15 protein-coding genes are annotated in these 16776 nt (G+C 58.8%); 2 read left to right on the top strand and 13 right to left on the bottom strand.

All coding sequences use genetic code 11. The features are described 5' to 3' along the window. Positions 1-258: 258 nt before the first annotated feature. A complete protein-coding gene (locus KVT38_RS24015) occupies positions 259-1731 on the top strand; it encodes an N-acetylmuramoyl-L-alanine amidase (protein ID WP_217596285.1) in 1473 nt (490 codons plus the stop codon). 139 nt (positions 1732-1870) lie between these two features. After that, positions 1871-1975: a sporulation protein YjcZ gene (locus tag KVT38_RS24010; protein ID WP_217596284.1), complete on the top strand. Its 105-nt coding sequence runs from the start codon at positions 1871-1873 to the stop codon at positions 1973-1975. 101 nt (positions 1976-2076) lie between these two features. On the opposite strand, the gene KVT38_RS24005 is transcribed toward KVT38_RS24010, so the two are convergent. The 13 genes from KVT38_RS24005 to ilvB all read right to left on the bottom strand — a co-directional run. Then, entirely contained in the window at positions 2077-3384 is a 1308-nt protein-coding gene (locus tag KVT38_RS24005) for an MFS transporter (RefSeq protein WP_254639510.1), read from the bottom strand. A 120-nt stretch (positions 3385-3504) separates the two neighbouring features. Further along, positions 3505-4884 (bottom strand): two-component system sensor histidine kinase NtrB, encoded by a 1380-nt coding sequence (locus KVT38_RS24000; protein ID WP_217596283.1) that lies wholly within the window; start codon positions 4882-4884, stop codon positions 3505-3507. Between the two features lie 176 nt (positions 4885-5060). After that, positions 5061-5486: a hypothetical protein gene (locus KVT38_RS23995; protein WP_217596282.1), complete on the bottom strand. Its 426-nt coding sequence runs from the start codon at positions 5484-5486 to the stop codon at positions 5061-5063. A 170-nt stretch (positions 5487-5656) separates the two neighbouring features. Next, positions 5657-6205 carry a peroxiredoxin gene (locus tag KVT38_RS23990; RefSeq protein WP_217596281.1) on the bottom strand — a complete coding sequence of 183 codons (549 nt, stop codon included), beginning with the start codon at positions 6203-6205 and terminating at the stop codon, positions 5657-5659. 204 nt (positions 6206-6409) lie between these two features. Then, positions 6410-7489, bottom strand: coding sequence for a 3-isopropylmalate dehydrogenase (leuB, locus tag KVT38_RS23985; protein ID WP_217596280.1), 1080 nt, complete (start codon positions 7487-7489; stop codon positions 6410-6412). 160 nt (positions 7490-7649) lie between these two features. Then, on the bottom strand, positions 7650-8168 hold the full coding sequence (mobB, locus tag KVT38_RS23980; RefSeq protein WP_217596279.1) for a molybdopterin-guanine dinucleotide biosynthesis protein B: 519 nt from the start codon (positions 8166-8168) through the stop codon (positions 7650-7652). Continuing rightward, positions 8165-8791: a molybdenum cofactor guanylyltransferase gene (mobA, locus tag KVT38_RS23975; protein WP_217596278.1), complete on the bottom strand. Its 627-nt coding sequence runs from the start codon at positions 8789-8791 to the stop codon at positions 8165-8167. The genes mobB and mobA overlap by 4 nt, the downstream gene beginning before the upstream one ends. Then, a complete protein-coding gene (locus KVT38_RS23970; RefSeq protein WP_217596277.1) occupies positions 8788-10047 on the bottom strand; it encodes a molybdopterin molybdotransferase MoeA in 1260 nt (419 codons plus the stop codon). Before KVT38_RS23970 ends, mobA begins: the two co-directional genes overlap by 4 nt. 793 nt (positions 10048-10840) lie before the next feature. Next, on the bottom strand, positions 10841-12040 hold the full coding sequence (locus KVT38_RS23965; RefSeq protein WP_217596276.1) for an aminotransferase-like domain-containing protein: 1200 nt from the start codon (positions 12038-12040) through the stop codon (positions 10841-10843). A gap of 79 nt (positions 12041-12119) precedes the next feature. Further along, positions 12120-13676: a 2-isopropylmalate synthase gene (locus tag KVT38_RS23960; protein WP_217596275.1), complete on the bottom strand. Its 1557-nt coding sequence runs from the start codon at positions 13674-13676 to the stop codon at positions 12120-12122. Between the two features lie 105 nt (positions 13677-13781). After that, positions 13782-14774 (bottom strand): ketol-acid reductoisomerase, encoded by a 993-nt coding sequence (ilvC, locus tag KVT38_RS23955; RefSeq protein WP_217596274.1) that lies wholly within the window; start codon positions 14772-14774, stop codon positions 13782-13784. Positions 14775-14981: 207 nt separating this feature from the next. After that, a complete protein-coding gene (gene ilvN, locus KVT38_RS23950; RefSeq protein WP_217596273.1) occupies positions 14982-15470 on the bottom strand; it encodes an acetolactate synthase small subunit in 489 nt (162 codons plus the stop codon). Further along, a partial coding sequence (ilvB, locus tag KVT38_RS23945) for a biosynthetic-type acetolactate synthase large subunit (protein ID WP_217596272.1) occupies positions 15467-16776 on the bottom strand: 1310 nt, incomplete at its 5' end. The genes ilvN and ilvB, both read right to left, overlap by 4 nt.

The following is a 16776-nucleotide window of genomic DNA, read 5'->3' as shown; positions in this document are numbered from 1 at the left end:
CTCGCAATGACGCAATCTTCTCTCGTATCTCAAGCTGACTCACTTCTCTCTTATCTCAAGCTGACTCAATGGGATAATGGTATGAAATAGAAAAAAAGAGGATATGCCTCCTCCGCCGACTCGCTCATTCGACCCTCGACATCAGGTTTAGCGTGAAGAAGTCGTACTTTCGACCCGATTTCGCTATCTTGCGAAACCTTTTAACGAAAGTAGGCGTTTAACCTAAACGTACTAGAACATCATGGATGAGGTGGAGAATTGAAACAGATCGGCTTCTTTGTACTGCTCACAGCATTGTTTTTCTGTTTTTCGTTCGCCGGACAAGCCAGTGCCCAATCCTCGGGCACAACCATCATACTGGACGGACAAGCCTTGTCACTCCAGAAAAAAGACAAGGTTGAAATCGTCAAAGGCAGCGTCATGGTCCCGATTCGCGTCATCTCCGAAAATCTGGGCCTTCTCGTCACTTGGAACCAGACGGACAAGCAAGTGAAAATCTGGTCCGGCAGCGGCGACATCAAGCTGACGATCGGCCAACCGACCGCCAGCGTCGGCGACGCCAAGGTCAGGCTGAACGCCGCTCCCGTCAATCGCTCGGGCACGACGCTCGTGCCGCTCCGATTCGTCGGCGAATCCGCCGGAATCGACATCGGCTGGGACAATGCGAAGAAGATCGTGACTTTAACAACGTCCCAACCTTCGGAGCCATGGCTGCCGCCTTCGCCTACGCCATCGGCGACGCCGACACCCGCTCCCGGAGCGACCCCAACGCCATCACCATCGCCGTCTCCCGCTGCCGGCGGACTGATTAAAGGGATTGGATGGAGCGACGGCCGGCTGGCCATCTCTTTCAGCGGAAGCCTGATTCCTAAAACGTATGCGGTCGCCGATCCTTCTCGTATAGTCGTAGAACTGCCAAATACGGTGTTCGACCCCGCTTTTTCGACGCTGCAGTCTTACGATCCTGCGACCCAATCGGGCGAGTTTGCGATCTCCGACGGTTCTGACGCGTCCCATGTCAAATACGCCGTCACCGACGCTGTCTCCAAGACCGTCACCGTCACGGTAGACCTGGCTGCCGACAAGCCTTTCTCCGCTTATCAAGAAGCCGATGTCGAGTCGAACGTATACGTCGTCGACTTGAAGCCGACTGCGACGCCGACGCCGCCCCCCGTCAATCCGAACAACGGCAAAAAAATCGTCGTCATCGATCCCGGTCACGGCGATGGAGACCCGGGCGGCATAGGCGCCACCAATAAGCAGGAAAAGTCATTTAATCTCTCGTTGGCACTTAAAGTAGAAAAGCTGCTGAAGAAGGAATCGGCCTTCCAAGTCGTTCTGACCCGCCATGACGATACGTTTATTCCGTTGTCCGACCGTGCGACGATCGCGAACAAAGCCGGCGCGGACGCTTTTGTCTCGATTCATGCCAATATCGCGCCAGGCAAACCGACCGTTCGCGGCACGGAGACTTATTATTACGCAGGAAGCGGCAAGACGCTGGCAAACGTTATGCACAAACATCTGGTTCAAGCGACCGGCTTCACCGACCGCAAAGTCAAATACGCAAGCTACAAAGTGCTGCGCGAGACGGCCATGCCTGCGACGCTGCTCGAGGTCGGATTTTTGTCGAACGCCACCGAAGAATCGATCCTGTTCAGCGACAGCTTCCAGGATCGCGTCGCCCAGGCGATTGTGGACGGATTAAAAGAATATTTCCGCGTCAAGTGACGCTTACCACCAGCAGAAACCTGCCGGTTAACGCTCAATTTTTCTTCCGGAAATAGGCATATGGACAGTCCGAATCGTCACCGGCACATATATTAGGGGTGTGGAAGTCACCACAATCAAAACTTCGGAGGTGTAGCAAATGAGCGGAGTAGCTGGCGTAGGTTACGGCGGCGGAGCAGCGTTCGTCCTCGTCCTCTTCATTCTTCTCGTGATCATTCTTCGTGCGGGCATCGGCCTGTGTTAACCGACTCTTGACTCTAGCAATTCCTCCTACTGTCCCGCTGCGCAATGCGCGGCGGGCTTTTTTACGCTTTAACGGTATGTCGACCCGATGCTTCTCCGGTATTAGCCGACTTTGCTGGGCGAGTTGCGCGAGCTTCGGAAAACGAACGGCGCGATCGCTACCGCAGGCACGAGCAGCGCGATCCCGGTCAATCCGACGATGCCGTAATCCTGCAGCCACGCGGGCGCATCGTTCACCGCCTTAAACAACCGGCCCCCGATATTCGGCCCGACGAATCCGGCTATGCCGGTCAGGGCGGAGAAGACGGCGATGTAGATCGGTCTGTCCGCCTTCGGCGTATCCCCGATCAAAAAGTTGAATACGAGCAAATTGTAGCCGCCGAGCCCGATGCCGAGCAGGACATGCGACAAGCCCAAGATAAGCAGGAGGGGCAGCGCGGACATGCCCAACCATACGATGCAAGCGAGCGAGATGATCGGAAATGTCCAGGTTAGCAGTTTGCGCGCGGAAAACCGGGCGTTCAAGTTACCCCAGAATATGTAACTGACCATCATCACGATGTTTTGAATCATCGTGATCAAAGTGACGCTGCTGTAGCTTAAGTTCAGCAGATTAAGCATCGCATAGGCGTAAAGCGGAACGACAATGTTCTGAATCAAAATGAATAAAGTGATAAAAGAAGCCGCGGATAAAAACGGTTTGTCGCGGAAGGGCTTCAAAATAAACCCCGCCGACAATGTGCCGCCTGCGCTCTCGAAGGGCGGGTTTGCGTAACGGGACAGTTCGATACCGTTCCAGACGACGCAAAGGGCGCTGACCGCAAATAGAATCGTGAAGCCTCGTCCGCCAGGCAGCCACTCCATCAATTGGCCGCCAACCAGCAGCGTTAGGCTCGCCACGGCCCAATGAATCGTGTTGCGGATGCCGAAGTATCGGCCGCGGATCGGAGGCGGCACGATATCGGCCATCAGAGAGGTCCAGATAACGCCTCCGGCTTGCGTCAGCGTAAAGGAACAGAGGAAAACGACAATATAAAGCGGCGCCCATGCCGCCTCGGGAAACAATAGCGGAATCAACCCCGTGCCTACCCATAACGAGCGGTGACCGACGCCGAGTATCGTCGTGACTTTGCGACGGTCCCGCCACCGCTCCATGGCAAACGCCATGAAGATTTGGGCGAGCAGCGTCAACGAAGGAATAGCGGCGATCAACCCGATCTGTTCGGATTGAAAGCCCAAATACAATAGAAACGCCGTCTGCAGGGGGCCGCCTAGCAAATTGGCGATGATCGTAGCGGGGATGCCTTCGATCAGGGAAGCTCGCAATCCGCGTCTGGTCTCTGAATCGTTGAATCGGCTTCGCAGCAATCTCTGAATATCCAGACCTGCGACTCTCATGCGCTTGGTCATTGGCAGTTCCCCCATGGTGATCGACTCCATCGAACGCTTTTCCCGCAGCTATAGTCCTCGGCGTAACAAAAAAGCTCCGCGACGGAGTCGTCGCGAAGCGCGCTTTCGTTTAATCCGATTCTACTCTCTTTCCCCCACGTATGGCAAATAAATCATGAACGTCGTACCTTCGCCGAGCCGGCTGTCGACTTGAACCGTGCCGCCGTGATTTCGTATGATCCGGTAGCTCACCGATAGCCCAAGTCCGGTCCCTTCGGACTTCGTCGTAAAGAAGGGATCGAATAGCCTGCTCAGCGTCTCCCTGTCCATCCCTCGACCGTTGTCGGCGATGCTGATAACCGCGTACCCGCGTTCCTTGCGCGCCGACAGCCGAATGTTCGGCCTGCGCTTGTCCGCCACGTGTGCAACCGCATCCAATGCATTTTTCACCATGTTCAAGATTACTTGCTTGATCTGCTTGACGTCGATCGAGATCGCCAAATACGGGTCGAAAATCTCGCATGTCAATTCGACGCCTTGCATATGCGCCTCGCTCTCGGTGAGCAGAATCGTCTCCTTGAGCAGCAGGCCCACCAACACGGTCTGAGTCATCGGCGCGGAAGGCTTGGACGAATTGAGAAACTCGTAAATAATGTCGTTCGCTCTGTCGATCTCGGATAAAATAATTCGTGCGTATTCCTGCTTGCCAATCGACTCCAGGTAAGGCTTGAGCAATTGAATAAAGCCGCGAATGCTCGTCAGCGGATTGCGAATCTCGTGCGCGATCGCCGCCGCGATCTTGCCGAGCATGGCCAGCTTGTCGTTCTGGAAGGCACTCTGCTCGATCTGCTTGTGCTCCGACACATCCTTGATGCTGACCAAGATGTCCCCGTCGAGCTCTTCGATCTGGGAGATGCTGATGAGCAGATACCGGCTGCCGTCCTGAAATTCGCCCTGCGCGCGCCGATCGTACTTCAATTGCCTATACATACGAATAAAAATAAGCCGCAGAGAACGGCTCAAGCTGGGGTGGAACAATAGTTGGCGGAGACTCTGGCCGATCAGGATGCGCCTTGGCGCTTGCAGCAGCCGAGCCATCGGCACGTTTAGAAACCGGAGCGTCCCGCCGGGCTCGAACAACGCAATTCCGCTGTCCAAATGCTGGAGCACCGTCTCGAAGCGGCTCGGCCTCTCTTCCTGGAGCGGTATCGCCTTCGCCGCGGCCTGTCTCAAATCGTCCGGCAGCTGTTCTTCCTTCGCTGCGGCCGATTCTGAATACGCGTGGCTGCCCAGAATCTCGTGAAGAAACAATAGACTTCGATGCATGAGCGCCAGCCTGTCCTCGCTATCCGCATGCGAGACGAGCAGGCGAACGTTCTCCTCGTGATGCTCGAAAATATGCTCTGCCGGAACGCCGTTCAGCAGGTCGAGCAGCTCGCTCAGATCGTATCCCTCCCTCGTGTCTTCGTGAAGTACATACTCCACGAGAACCGGGAAATATCTCGTTCTCCATTTCTCCATGCCGTATTCCTCCAGGCTCGCCCTTGCGTCAAGTCCATCATAGTAAAGGACTGGGAAAGCTGTCAATCAGAGAAGTTGTCGAATAAAACGCGAAAAACGCCGCTCCCGGACTGATGACTTGTGTAAAAAGTCGCATGTCCGAAAACGGCGTTCACGCCTGGTCTTTATGTCGAAAACTACAGCGCTCCGCCAGTGGTCCGCTTGAGACGGAGCTTGTGCCGGCGCTGGCTCAGCACGCCGAGCCGACGCTTGAGCTGCCGCTCCCATTCCTCGTCTCCGATCTTCTTGGCGAAGGTAAGCAGGTCCAGCCCCATGTCGATCTGGTTCTGGACCATAAGGAGCGGATCCTCTTCCTCGTTGTTGACCGAGTTCTCGTGCAGATCCTTTTCCGCCTCGTCCACATAGTCCTGGAAGTCTACCTCGGACGCGCCGTCGCCGTGCGCGTAGTCGGCCAAAATCTCGTATTCGTTCTCGACCAGGTAATGCACCTCGACCCGGTGGCATACCGGACAAAACAGAATCGGGACGTTGTGAATTCGCGTGCGATAATGCTTGAGCGTCCCCTTCGTCCCGATCATGCTGGCTCCGCAACAGAATGACATCGACTTCCCCTCCCTTATGGACGTGTATGGCTTTGCCGGATGCTTCACTATATTCTCCTCTAAAACGGCAAATTCCTGCCAGTCTTCCCAAAAGTCAATAAAAGGGCTGCCGTCTAAAGGATGCCAAAGGCGCATGCGGGTGCATGCGCCTTTGGCTGAGCGATATTCGATTACTTGACGACCAGGTTCTTGTCGCCCGGCTTCCAGTTGATCGGGCACAGCCCACCGGATTGGAGCGCTTGGAGCACGCGAAGCGTCTCTTCGACGCTGCGGCCTACGTCGTTGTGGTTGACGACCTGGTACTTCAGTACGCCGTCCGGATCGATGATGAACAGGCCGCGAAGTGCGATGCCCTCTTCTTCGATAAGTACGCCATAGTCGCGCGCCGCTTGCTTCGTGATGTCGGCAGCAAGCGGGAAGTTCAGTTGGCCGAGGCCGTTGTCGTTCTTAGGGGTGTTGATCCAAGCCTTGTGGCTGTGGACGCTATCCACGCTGACGCCGAGAACTTCGGTGTTCAGCGCCTTGAACTGATCGTAAGCTTCGGACAGCGCAACGATCTCCGTCGGGCATACGAAGGTGAAGTCCAGCGGGTAGAAGAAGAATACGAGCCACTTGCCCTTGTAATCCGTAAGGGACGCTCTGCCGAATTCCTTGCCGTCACCGGTCACAGTCTCCAGGTTAAAGTGCGGGGCCTCGCGGCCGACCAAACGCTCTGCCATTGACAATTACCTCCTGTAATTCCGACTACAAAGCCGGGCCTTATTTGCTATAAACGATAGTATCATAGAGTGAGAATGAAAATCAAGCTGTAGTGATTACTTGTTTAAAATTATTCTAATCTATTCATTACCGTTCAAGCTGCAAGAAGGCCCGTACTGGTTGTCCACTAGATTTTGACGCGATCTGACGCGATTTTACGCGATTTAGCGAACCATCGCGGCAACGATCAGATCGCCCATCGCCGTCGTACCGATCGCCTGGCTCTTGTCTACCGCGATATCGCCCGTGCGGTGGCCGGCGTCCAGCACTTGCTTGACGGCGCGCTCGATCACTTCAGCAGCCTCGGCGTAGCCAAACGTCAACTGGAACATGAGCGCGACCGACAGAATCGTCGCGATCGGGTTCGAGATGCCCTGACCCGCGATGTCTGGCGCAGAGCCGTGAACCGGCTCGTACAGCCCGAAGCTGCCTTCGCCGAGCGAAGCGGACGACAGCATGCCGATCGAGCCGGTCAGCATAGCCGCTTCGTCGCTCAGGATGTCGCCGAACATATTCTCCGTCACGATGACGTCGAAGCTGGACGGACGGCGCAGCAATTGCATCGCGCAGTTGTCGACGAGGACGTGCTCCAGCTCGACGTCCGGATATTCCGGCGCGATCTTGTTGACGGTCTCGCGCCACAGGCGGCTCGTCTCTAGGACGTTCGCCTTGTCGACCGAAGCGAGCTTCTTGCGGCGCTTCTGGGCGATCTCGAAGCCTTGGCGGACGATGCGCTCGATCTCCTGAACGTTATAGACGCAAGTATCGACGGCTTCCTGACCGCCAGCGCCTTCGCGGCGAAACTTCTCGCCGAAGTAGATGCCGCCGGTCAGCTCGCGCACGACGATCAGGTCGGTGCCTTCAAGCACTTCGGGCTTCAGCGTGGAGGCGTCCTTCAGGCAGTCGAACACGACGGCCGGACGGATGTTGGAGAACAGACCGAGCGCTTTGCGGATGCCGAGCAGGCCCGTCTCGGGGCGCAGCTCCTTCGAATTGTTGTCCCACTTCGGTCCGCCGACGGCGCCGAGCAGCACGGCGTCCGCGCGCTGGCAAATTTCGAGCGTCTCCTGCGGTAACGGCGTGCCCTTTTCGTCGATGGCGATGCCGCCGAACAGGCCGTGCTCGAGCTCGAACTTATAGCCGAACAGTTCTTCCGTTTTTTTCAGTACCTTTATCGCTTCGCCAACGACTTCCGGGCCGATGCCGTCGCCGGCGATGACCGCTATCTTCTTCACTTCTGCCATACGTTAAGTTCACTCCCGACTTAGGTTCCATTCCGATTGCTATGTTTATTTGTAGCACATATCGAGGGTCACGTCCAAAACATAAAAACTATGTCGTTAATAGTCGCCGGCTATGAGGACCGAATCACCCTTGAAGAGATGCTGCAGGGCCGCTGAAAAGCTATGCTTGCCTAGCGGCGATTGCCAATGCCGCGATCCGCTCGATCTCGTCCCGGTTCACGACGGGCTGACTCGGATGGGTAAAGGGGAAACAAGCGGAAACGCCAAAAACGTTGGCCAGCTCGTCGAGGAGCGCGACGTCGCGAGGCTCACGCAGCAGCACCCACTTGGGGTAGGGAGCATGTTTGAAGCCCTCGGCCAGAATTAAATCCGCCGGCGGCAGCCGCATCGCCAGCTGCTCCAAAGACAGCTCGCCGGGCGTCCAGACGGCCGAAAGAGCGGCGGAGGAAGCGCCGGTCCCTACAGCGCCGGCCGCCAGATGGAGCGATGTATCCTTATCTGGCAAATCGAGCGACGCCACACCTTCTGACGTGTTATCGGCGTGAGGGTGACCGTGATGCTTGAGCGTCGCCACTGTCATGCCCAAGGTCGTCAGGTGCCTGACGAGCGCGCAGAGAAGCGTCGTCTTGCCGCTGTCAGCATAGCCTACGATCTGAATAACGGGAAGTATAGCAGTCACAGGGACAGACGCTCCTTCGCAAGCCGGTAATCGTCCGGCGTATTCATGTTCATCAGCTGGCCGGCGGCTCCATCCTCCGGAAGCCATTTGACAATTCGCATCTGCTGCGTAGCCGCCATCACCCGTCTGTTGCCGCTCTCCAGCGCATCCTGCCATGCGCTGAGCGTACGCCGGCGGTATATGGCGCATAGCGGATGCAGCTTGCCGCCGGCCTCCGGCAGGACGGCGTCCGCCTCCGGATGCCGGGCCAGCGTATCGGCCAAAGCCCGCCAAACGTATAGACCTGCGAGCGGGTAATCACAGGCGACGACGAGCTGCAGCGGAAGCTCGGAGACAGCCATGCCCGCACATATGCCGGCGATCGGGCCGAACGCCGCCACGTCATCGGCGATCGCGCGGACGCCGCCCGGGAGAAACGCGTATCCGCGCTCGCGGTCCGCTACGACCGTTATCCGTTCGGCAATTTCCGACAGACTGTTGCACATTCGCAAAAGCAGCGGCTCGCCATTGAATTCGAGTAGCTCCTTGCGGGCCCCCATCCGCCTACCCGCCCCGCCGCACAGTACGATGGCGTGACAGCCGGGCCTCGCCTCGTTATTTTTCCCATTCCCTTTGGATATCATGGCCATACACGCTCCTGCCAGCCCGGCAGCAGCCTAACGTCGATCATCGTTCCGGCTCGCGTCTCCTCGGCCGACGGAGGAATGGCAAGCAGCGCATTGGCTTCACCGATCGAGATGAGCCCCGAGGAACTATTCTCCTCGCAGGGACGGGCTGTCAGCAGGCCGTCCTCCATCCGCACGACGCCTCGCAGAAACCGCGGGTAGGCGTTGCTCTTCACGCTGCCTTCGACCAAGCGGGCCCGGCACCATTCGAGCTTGCCGCTGCCTCCTCCCATTCGATCGATCGCCGGCCGCGCCAACAGCTCGAATCCGGCAAAGCAAGCGCCCGGATTGCCGGACAGTCCGATGAGCAGCTTGCCTTCCATGACGATCGCGCTGGATGCGCTCCCCGGCCGAATGGCCAGCTTGGAAAACAACAAGCCGGGCCCGGCTTCCCGGAACAATCCGCCCATGACATCGGTATCGCCGACGGAGATGCCCCCAGACACGATGACCAGGTCGGCTGCTGCGAGCGCGCGCTGCAGCGTTTGTTTCGCTTGACGCGGCTCGTCCGGCACATGCGCGTCCCCGATCGGGTCTCCCGCCGCCGATTCGATCAATGCCCGCAGCATCGGCAGATTGCCGTTGCGAACCTGCCCGATGCCCGGCTCGGATTCGACGGGCACGACATCGTCGCCTGCGGTAACGACGAAGATTCGCGGCCTGCGATAAACGCTCGGCCTCGCTACGCCTAACGATGCCAGCAGCGCAGCTTGACCCGGCCCGATTCGCGTTCCCTCAGCGATCAGCACGCTGCCTGCAGCAGCCTCGGCGCCCGCGGCGGTCACATGCCTGCCTGCCGTCTCCGGCCGCAAAAAAACAGCATGGCGCTCGCCGTCTTCACCATCCCTTATAGTAACCGCTTCCTGCATCACGACTGTATCCGCGCCTTCGGGCAGCGGGCCGCCCGTCCCGACGCGCATCGCTTCGCCCGGACGAATACGGTAAGTCATCGCACCGCGAGCTTCTCCTTGCAGCAACTGAAGCATAACAGGGCTATGCGGCGACGCCGACGCCAGATCTGCCGCCATTACCGCGTAGCCGTCCATGCCCGAGCGCGCAAACGCCGGTATCGGCGCATGCGTCCGCACCGCCTCCGCCAAGCGAAGGCCGTTCGCTTGAAGCAGCGGCACCTGTTCGGCACCGATCGGTTCGGCCCAAGCCAAAATGCGCCGCTGCGCTTCTTCAAGCGATATCGCGTCCCGGCGTCCATTCATTTATCTAGGCTCCTTATCGATGTATAGAAATTACCATATTATTACACGTGGATTTTGAATATGAATTTTTCGACCATATACCATTATCCCATTGACTCAGATCGCGTGACTCAGAACACGTCACTCAGAACGCTCGCCTCAGAACGTGCGATTCAGAACGAATATCAATTCAGAACGCCCCCATTGACTCAGATCACCGTTTTGATTCAGAGCGCTCCCGATCGACTCAAACCTTCCGTCTTTAGTCCAATCGACAATTGAGAGCAGATGGAATCGATTGAGCAGACCGCCAAATTTAATCAAAGTGCACCTTTTGGCCTAGGTCGCCAATCGAGTTTGGAGAATTCCATCGGCTTCAAACGACATCTTTCGAGCCAATCGATCCCATTTTGCTCAAATCGATAAATTCTTTAATATCAAAAATTGTCCTTCCGAGTTCGCGAGCCTTACATTTATGTATGGTTCGGCACTCGTGTTAACTATTTTATCATTTCTCCTCGACGCACAATAGTACGTAACCTATTCGCCCGCCGACGCCTAACCCGACTTCCGGGATTCATTAGCTCATCATTTGACGAGCTATCGGATAAGGGGGAAACTTATCAACAGTTTCGCTTTTCGAAGCTGTAACACAATCGGTTAGCTAACTGACCGAATAAAGTAGCTGAATTAGCTGACTCAATGGGATAGTGGTACGAATACCGGAAAAAGCCTATCAGACACTCCCCGCATCAGCAAAAAACGCACCGCCGTCGATTTCTCGACCGAACGGTGCGTTAGCTTGAGGCCTCAATTAAACGCCTACGCCGACATGCGCCAGCGCCTTGGACAGTCTGGCGATGCCCTCACGCGCGCGCTCTTCTGCGGTGTAGGAGAAGTTGAAGCGCGCCTTGTTCAGCTCCGCCTGCTCCGCGTAAAAAGAGACGCCGGGTACGAAGGCGACGCCGTGCTCGACGGCGGTTTTCAGCAGCTCGGCCGTGTTCACCGACGTCGGGAACTCGATCCAGATGAACATGCCGCCCTTCGGCACTTCCCATTGGACGCCCGGCCAGGCTTCCTGCCGCAGCAGGCCGACCATGTTTTCCATCCGCGTCTCGTACTCCGTGCGGACGAACTCGATGTGCGCGTCCAGATCGAAGCAGGTCAGCAGCTGGTACAGCGTCTGCTGGTCCAGCGTGCTGGACTGCAGGTCGGCTGCCTGCTTGGCCCGCGCCATGTTGCGGATCAAATCCGGATCGGCCATCACCCAACCGGTACGCAGACCGGGAGCGACCGTCTTGGAAAAGGTGCTCGTATACACGACGCAAGAGCCCGCGACGGACGGCGCCAGCGAGAAAATCGACGGATACGTCAGCGACGCATCGCCGAACTTCAGTTCGCCGTACGGATCGTCCTCGAGGATCAGCGTATCGGTGCGCCGGCACAGCTCGAGCACGGCTTTGCGGCGCTCGAGGCTCCAAGCCTTGCCCGTCGGGTTCGAGAACGTCGGAATGACGTACAGCATCTTGGGCTTGTGCTTCAGCAGCTTGGCTTCCAGATCCGCAAGATCGAGGCCGTCGCTGTCGCCTTCTACGGATACGGTCTCCGCGCCGTAGGAGCGGAACACCTGCAGCGCGGACAAATAGGTCGGGCGTTCGACGAGGATCGTGTCGCCCGGATCGATGTAGATGCGCGTCAGCAGATCGATCGCCTGCTGCGAGCCGGTCGTGAGCAGCATGTCGTCGGGCGTGACGGTGCAGCCCTTGCGCGCCATCCGCTCGCAAAGCGCCTCGCGCAGCGGGAGATAGCCTTCGGTCAGGCCGTACTGGAGCGCTTTGTTGCCTTGGGCCATCACGCGCTGGAACGCTTCGGACACCGCGGCGACCGGGAAGTGCTCCTCGGCGGGCAGCCCGCCGGCGAAGGAGATGATCGAATCCCCTTGCGTCAGCTTCAAAATTTCCCGGACTGCCGAGGAGGAGAAGCTCCCGAGTCTGGCGGAGTATCTATAGTTCATACGGGGTTCCCCATTTCTCAAATGACGTCGGTCCGTAGCTTTGAAGCGGCGGGCCTCCGCCTTATCATATTCATTTGCGTTAGATCAAAGTGACGTTGTCGCGGTCCCGCTTGACGCGAGGCGGCTCCTGCCGCTTTTCGACGAGACGGTTCAGCGCGTCCACGTAGGCGCGCGCGCTCGCTTCGAGGATGTCGGTGCTGACGCCGCGACCTTGCGCGCTGTACTCGCCTTGCTTCAGAACGACGTGAACTTCGCCGAGCGCGTCCGTGCCGTCCGTCACCGATTTGATCGTATAGTCGTCCAGCTCGACGACTTCGCCCGTCTGGGCGTTGATCGCGTGGTAGATGGCGTCGACGGAGCCGTTGCCTTCGGCCGTGTGCGATACGATGCCGCCAGGCGTCTTCAGCTTGACCGTCGCGCTTGGGCCCTTATGGCTGTCAAACGAGACGACGAGCTGTTCAAGCGCGAACACTTCGGGCGTCTCGATAATTTTCTCCTCGAGCAGCGCCAGAATGTCCTCGTTGGACACGTCCTTCTTGCGGTCGGCCAAGTCCTTGAACTTGCCGAAGGCCGCATTGACCTGCTCCTCCGACAAGCCTTCGAAGCCAAGATCGACGAGCTTCTCGCGGAAGGCGTGACGACCGGAGTGCTTGCCGAGGACGAGCTTGCTGTCCTTCATGCCGATCGTGGCGGGAGAAATGATCTCGTACGTCGTCTTCTCCTTCAGCACGCCGTCCTGGTGGATGCCCGACTCGTGCGCGAACGCGTTCGCGCCGACGATCGCCTTGTTGCCCGGCACAGGCATGCCCGTCAGCTTGCTGACGAGGCGGCTCGTCTTGGCGATCTCCTGCAGGTTGAGGCCGGTGTTCGCCTGGAAAAACTCTCCGCGCGTATAAAGCGCGAGCGCCACTTCTTCGAGCGCCGTGTTGCCCGCGCGCTCGCCGATGCCGTTGATCGTGCCTTCGATCTGATCGGCGCCGTTCTGGATCGCGGCCAGCGCGTTCGCCGTCGCGAGGCCCAAGTCGTCATGGCAGTGCGCGGAAAGCTGGACTTTCTCGATGCCGGGCACCTGCTCCTTCATCGTCTTGAAAATGTTGCCGTATTCGTAAGGCGACAGGTAGCCGACCGTGTCCGGCAGGTTCACGACGGATACGCCGAGCTTCACGGCAAGCGCTGTCACTTCGACAAGGAAATCGATCTCGGTACGGCCGGCGTCTTCAGCCGAAAATTCCACTTGGGAAAAGTGCTTCTTCGCGTACTTGATCATCGCTTCCGCGGCTTCGAGCACCTCATGCTTTTCCATGCGCAGCTTGTGCTTGCGATGGATCGGCGAGGTCGCGAGGAAAATGTGGATGCGCGGATCCTGGGCGCCCTTCAGCGCTTCCACGACTGCGTCGATGTCCTTCTCGCGGGAACGGGCGAGTCCGGTGACGGACGCGTTCTTGACGGCGCGGGCGACCGCATTGACCGCGGCGAGGTCGCCGGGCGAAGCGATCGGGAAGCCGGCTTCGATCCGGTCGATGCCGAGCTTTTCGAGCTGCAGGGCGATCTCGACCTTCTCCTGCGTATTCAGGTTGACGCCTGGGGACTGCTCACCGTCGCGGAGCGTCGTATCGAACATATAAATTTTGCGCATGGCAGAGCCTGTCGGCCCGCACCTCCGATCGTCATGCGAATGAGAGAAAGAGAAGGCCGAAATGCTCCGACCTTCTCCCGATTATAACATAAGGTTGGCTTGCTCTTACTTCTTGATCCAGTGCATCAGGCCGCGCAGCTGCGCGCCGACGACTTCGATCGGGTGCTCGGCTTCGATGCGGCGGGTCGCCGTCATAAACGCGTTGCCGGATTGGTTCTCGAGGATGAAGTCGCGAGCGAACTTGCCCGTTTGGATGTCCGTCAGAACAGCCTTCATCGCCTTTTTCGTCTCGTCGGTTACGACGCGCGGGCCGGTGACATAGCCGCCGTACTCGGCCGTGTTGGAGATCGAGCTGCGCATCGAAGCGAGGCCGCCTTCGTACATCATGTCGACGATCAGCTTCAGTTCGTGAAGCACTTCGAAGTATGCCATCTCAGGCGCATAGCCGCCTTCGACCAGCGTTTCGAAGCCGGCTTTGACGAGCGCCGTAGCGCCGCCGCACAGAACGGCTTGCTCGCCGAACAGGTCGGTCTCGGTCTCTTCACGGAACGACGTCTCGATGACGCCCGCGCGGGTACAGCCGATGCCTTTCGCATAAGCCATGCCGATCTCGAACGCTTTGCCGGTGCCGTTCTGGTGGATGGCGATCAGGCCGGGAACGCCGAAGCCTTCGACGTACGTGCGGCGAACCATGTGGCCCGGGGACTTCGGCGCGACGAGCAGGACGTCGGCATCCTTGGGAGCGACGATTTGGCCGAAGTGAACGTTGAAGCCGTGGGAGAACATGAGGGCTGCGCCCTTCTTCAGGTTCGGTTCGATCTCTTCGCGGTAAACGCGGGCTTGGGTCTCGTCAGGCATCAGGATTTGCACGACGTCTGCCTTGGAAACCGCTTCGGCTACCGGGAAAACTTCGAAGCCGTCGTTGCGAGCCGCTTGAGCGGACTTGCCTTCGCGAAGGCCGATGATGACTTGCAGGCCGCTGTCGCGCAGGTTTTGCGCTTGGGCGTGGCCTTGGCTGCCGTAGCCGATGACCGCGATCGTTTTGTTTTGCAGGGCGCCGAGGTCGGCGTCTTTTTCATGGAACAACTTGACTGCCATTAGTAAGATCCTCCTTAGTATGTGAAGCTGGGATATATAGGCGACCCTCATGGAACGGGCGTCCCAAGGGAGAATGAAATCGCAAGGTTTGGGCCGACTCGTCGGACAAGCCCGAACCGCGAAAGGGCGTTCTCCCCTCGAACACCCGCTCCTGGGATAGCGGATGAAGAAATAATGCCGGGGGCGGCTTCGCGATCGCGTCTATGCTTAACGCGCGCTGCCCCGCGCCATCGCCGTCACGCCTGTCCGCGACAGCTCGCGGATGCCGTACGGCTTGAGCAGCTCGATCATGGCGTCGATCTTGTCGGTGTCGCCGACGACCTGGACGATCAGGCTGTTCGGGCTGATGTCCACGACGGCCGCGCGGAACGTATCGACGATCCCGAGAATCTCGGGCCGGGCCGAAGGATCGGCCCCGACCTTGATCAGGCCGAGCTCGCGGGCGACCATCGGACTGCTGCCGATATCGACGACCTTGATGACGTCGATAATCTTGTAAAGTTGCTTTTCGATCTGCTCGAGCGTGTGGTCGTCGCCCTTCGTGACGATGACCATGCGGGACAAGCCCGGCTCTTCGGACGTTCCGACGGTGATGCTCTCGATATTGAAGCCCCGGCGTCCGAACAGGCCGGACACCCGCTGCAGCACGCCGGGCTGGTCGTTCACGAGAATGGCGATCGTATGTCTGGTGCTCATTCGTCATCCCCCATCAGCATTTGATCGATCGTGGCGCCTTGCGGAACCATCGGAAAAACGTTCTCGCCCTTGCGGACGACGAACTCGACGACGGCCGGGCCGTCATGCGCGAGCGCCGCTTCCCAGGCGGTGCGGGCTTCGTCCTTGTTGGTCGCGCGGAAAGCCTTAACGCCATAAGCTTCGGCCAGCTTGACGAAGTCGGGGCTGCCGGCCAGGTCGATGTGGCTGTAGCGATTGTCGTAGATAAGCTCCTGCCATTGGCGGACCATGCCGAGCACCTGGTTGTTCAGGATCGCGACCTTGACCGGAATGTTGTTGATCGCACAGATGGCCAGCTCCTGCGAGCACATCTGCATGCCGCCGTCGCCGTTGATCGAGACGACCGTGCGGTCCGGGTTGCCCATCTGCGCGCCGATCGCCGACGGGAAGCCGAAGCCCATCGTGCCGAGACCGCCGGAGGTAACCCACGAACGCGGCTTGTTGAACGGATAGTACTGGGCCGCCCACATCTGATGCTGGCCAACGTCGGTCGTGACGATCGCGTCGCCGTGCGTCGTCTCATGGATCATCGATACGACCCACTGCGGCTTAAGCTCCTCGTCCGAATCCTTGTACGCGAACGGCTTCGCCGCCTTGCGTTCGGCAATCTGCGCGCGCCACGCGTCGGCTTTGGCCGCGTACTTCGCGCCGGCGACCGCCTGCTGCAGCACGGCCTTGACGTCGCCGACGATCGGAATGTCGGTCGGCACGTTTTTGCCGATCTCCGCCGGGTCGATGTCGATATGCACGATCTTCGCGTTCGGCGCGAAACCGGTGAGCTTGCCCGTCACGCGGTCGTCGAACCGCGCGCCGATATTGATCAGCAGGTCCGACTCCTGGATCGCCATGTTGGCTGTCCAAGTGCCGTGCATGCCCGGGAAGCCCATGTGCAGCTCGTGCCCGCTCGGGAACGCCCCGAGGCCCAGCAGCGTCGTGGTGACCGGGATGCCGGTCTTCTCGACGAAGGCGAGCACTTCCTCGTGGGCGCCGGAGTATACAGCGCCGCCGCCGACCAACAGTATCGGACGCTCCGCCTGCTCGATCGCGCGCAGCATCTTGTCGACCTGCTGCTTGTTCGGCTGCACGGTCGGGTTGTAGCCGCGAAGCTTCACTTCGGTGTGCGGCTTGAACAGCGCCTTTTCATTGGAGACGTCCTTCGGAATGTCGATCAGGACGGGACCCTTGCGGCCCGAGTTGGCGATGTGGAACGCCTCGTGAATGATGCGCGGCAGATCCTCGGCCTTGCGCACCAGGTAGCTGTGCTTCG

The organism is Cohnella sp. GbtcB17 (genome assembly GCF_019091135.1).
Classification (GTDB): domain Bacteria; phylum Bacillota; class Bacilli; order Paenibacillales; family Paenibacillaceae; genus Cohnella.
Note: the sequence above shows the minus strand (reverse complement) of the source record. Positions and strands in the feature narration are given on the sequence as shown.

Excerpts from the sequence above, each read along its gene's own strand:
- KVT38_RS24010 (WP_217596284.1), top strand. The coding sequence starts at position 1,871 with ATGAGCGGAGTAGCTGGCGTAGGTTACGGCGGCGGAGCAGCGTTCGTC.
- KVT38_RS24005 (WP_254639510.1), bottom strand. The coding sequence starts at position 3,384 with ATGACCAAGCGCATGAGAGTCGCAGGTCTGGATATTCAGAGATTGCTG.
- KVT38_RS24000 (WP_217596283.1), bottom strand. The coding sequence starts at position 4,884 with ATGGAGAAATGGAGAACGAGATATTTCCCGGTTCTCGTGGAGTATGTA.
- KVT38_RS23995 (WP_217596282.1), bottom strand. The coding sequence starts at position 5,486 with ATGTCATTCTGTTGCGGAGCCAGCATGATCGGGACGAAGGGGACGCTC.
- KVT38_RS23990 (WP_217596281.1), bottom strand. The coding sequence starts at position 6,205 with ATGGCAGAGCGTTTGGTCGGCCGCGAGGCCCCGCACTTTAACCTGGAG.
- leuB (WP_217596280.1), bottom strand. The coding sequence starts at position 7,489 with ATGGCAGAAGTGAAGAAGATAGCGGTCATCGCCGGCGACGGCATCGGC.
- mobA (WP_217596278.1), bottom strand. The coding sequence starts at position 8,791 with ATGATATCCAAAGGGAATGGGAAAAATAACGAGGCGAGGCCCGGCTGT.
- KVT38_RS23970 (WP_217596277.1), bottom strand. The coding sequence starts at position 10,047 with ATGAATGGACGCCGGGACGCGATATCGCTTGAAGAAGCGCAGCGGCGC.
- KVT38_RS23965 (WP_217596276.1), bottom strand. The coding sequence starts at position 12,040 with ATGAACTATAGATACTCCGCCAGACTCGGGAGCTTCTCCTCCTCGGCA.
- KVT38_RS23960 (WP_217596275.1), bottom strand. The coding sequence starts at position 13,676 with ATGCGCAAAATTTATATGTTCGATACGACGCTCCGCGACGGTGAGCAG.
- ilvC (WP_217596274.1), bottom strand. The coding sequence starts at position 14,774 with ATGGCAGTCAAGTTGTTCCATGAAAAAGACGCCGACCTCGGCGCCCTG.
- ilvN (WP_217596273.1), bottom strand. The coding sequence starts at position 15,470 with ATGAGCACCAGACATACGATCGCCATTCTCGTGAACGACCAGCCCGGC.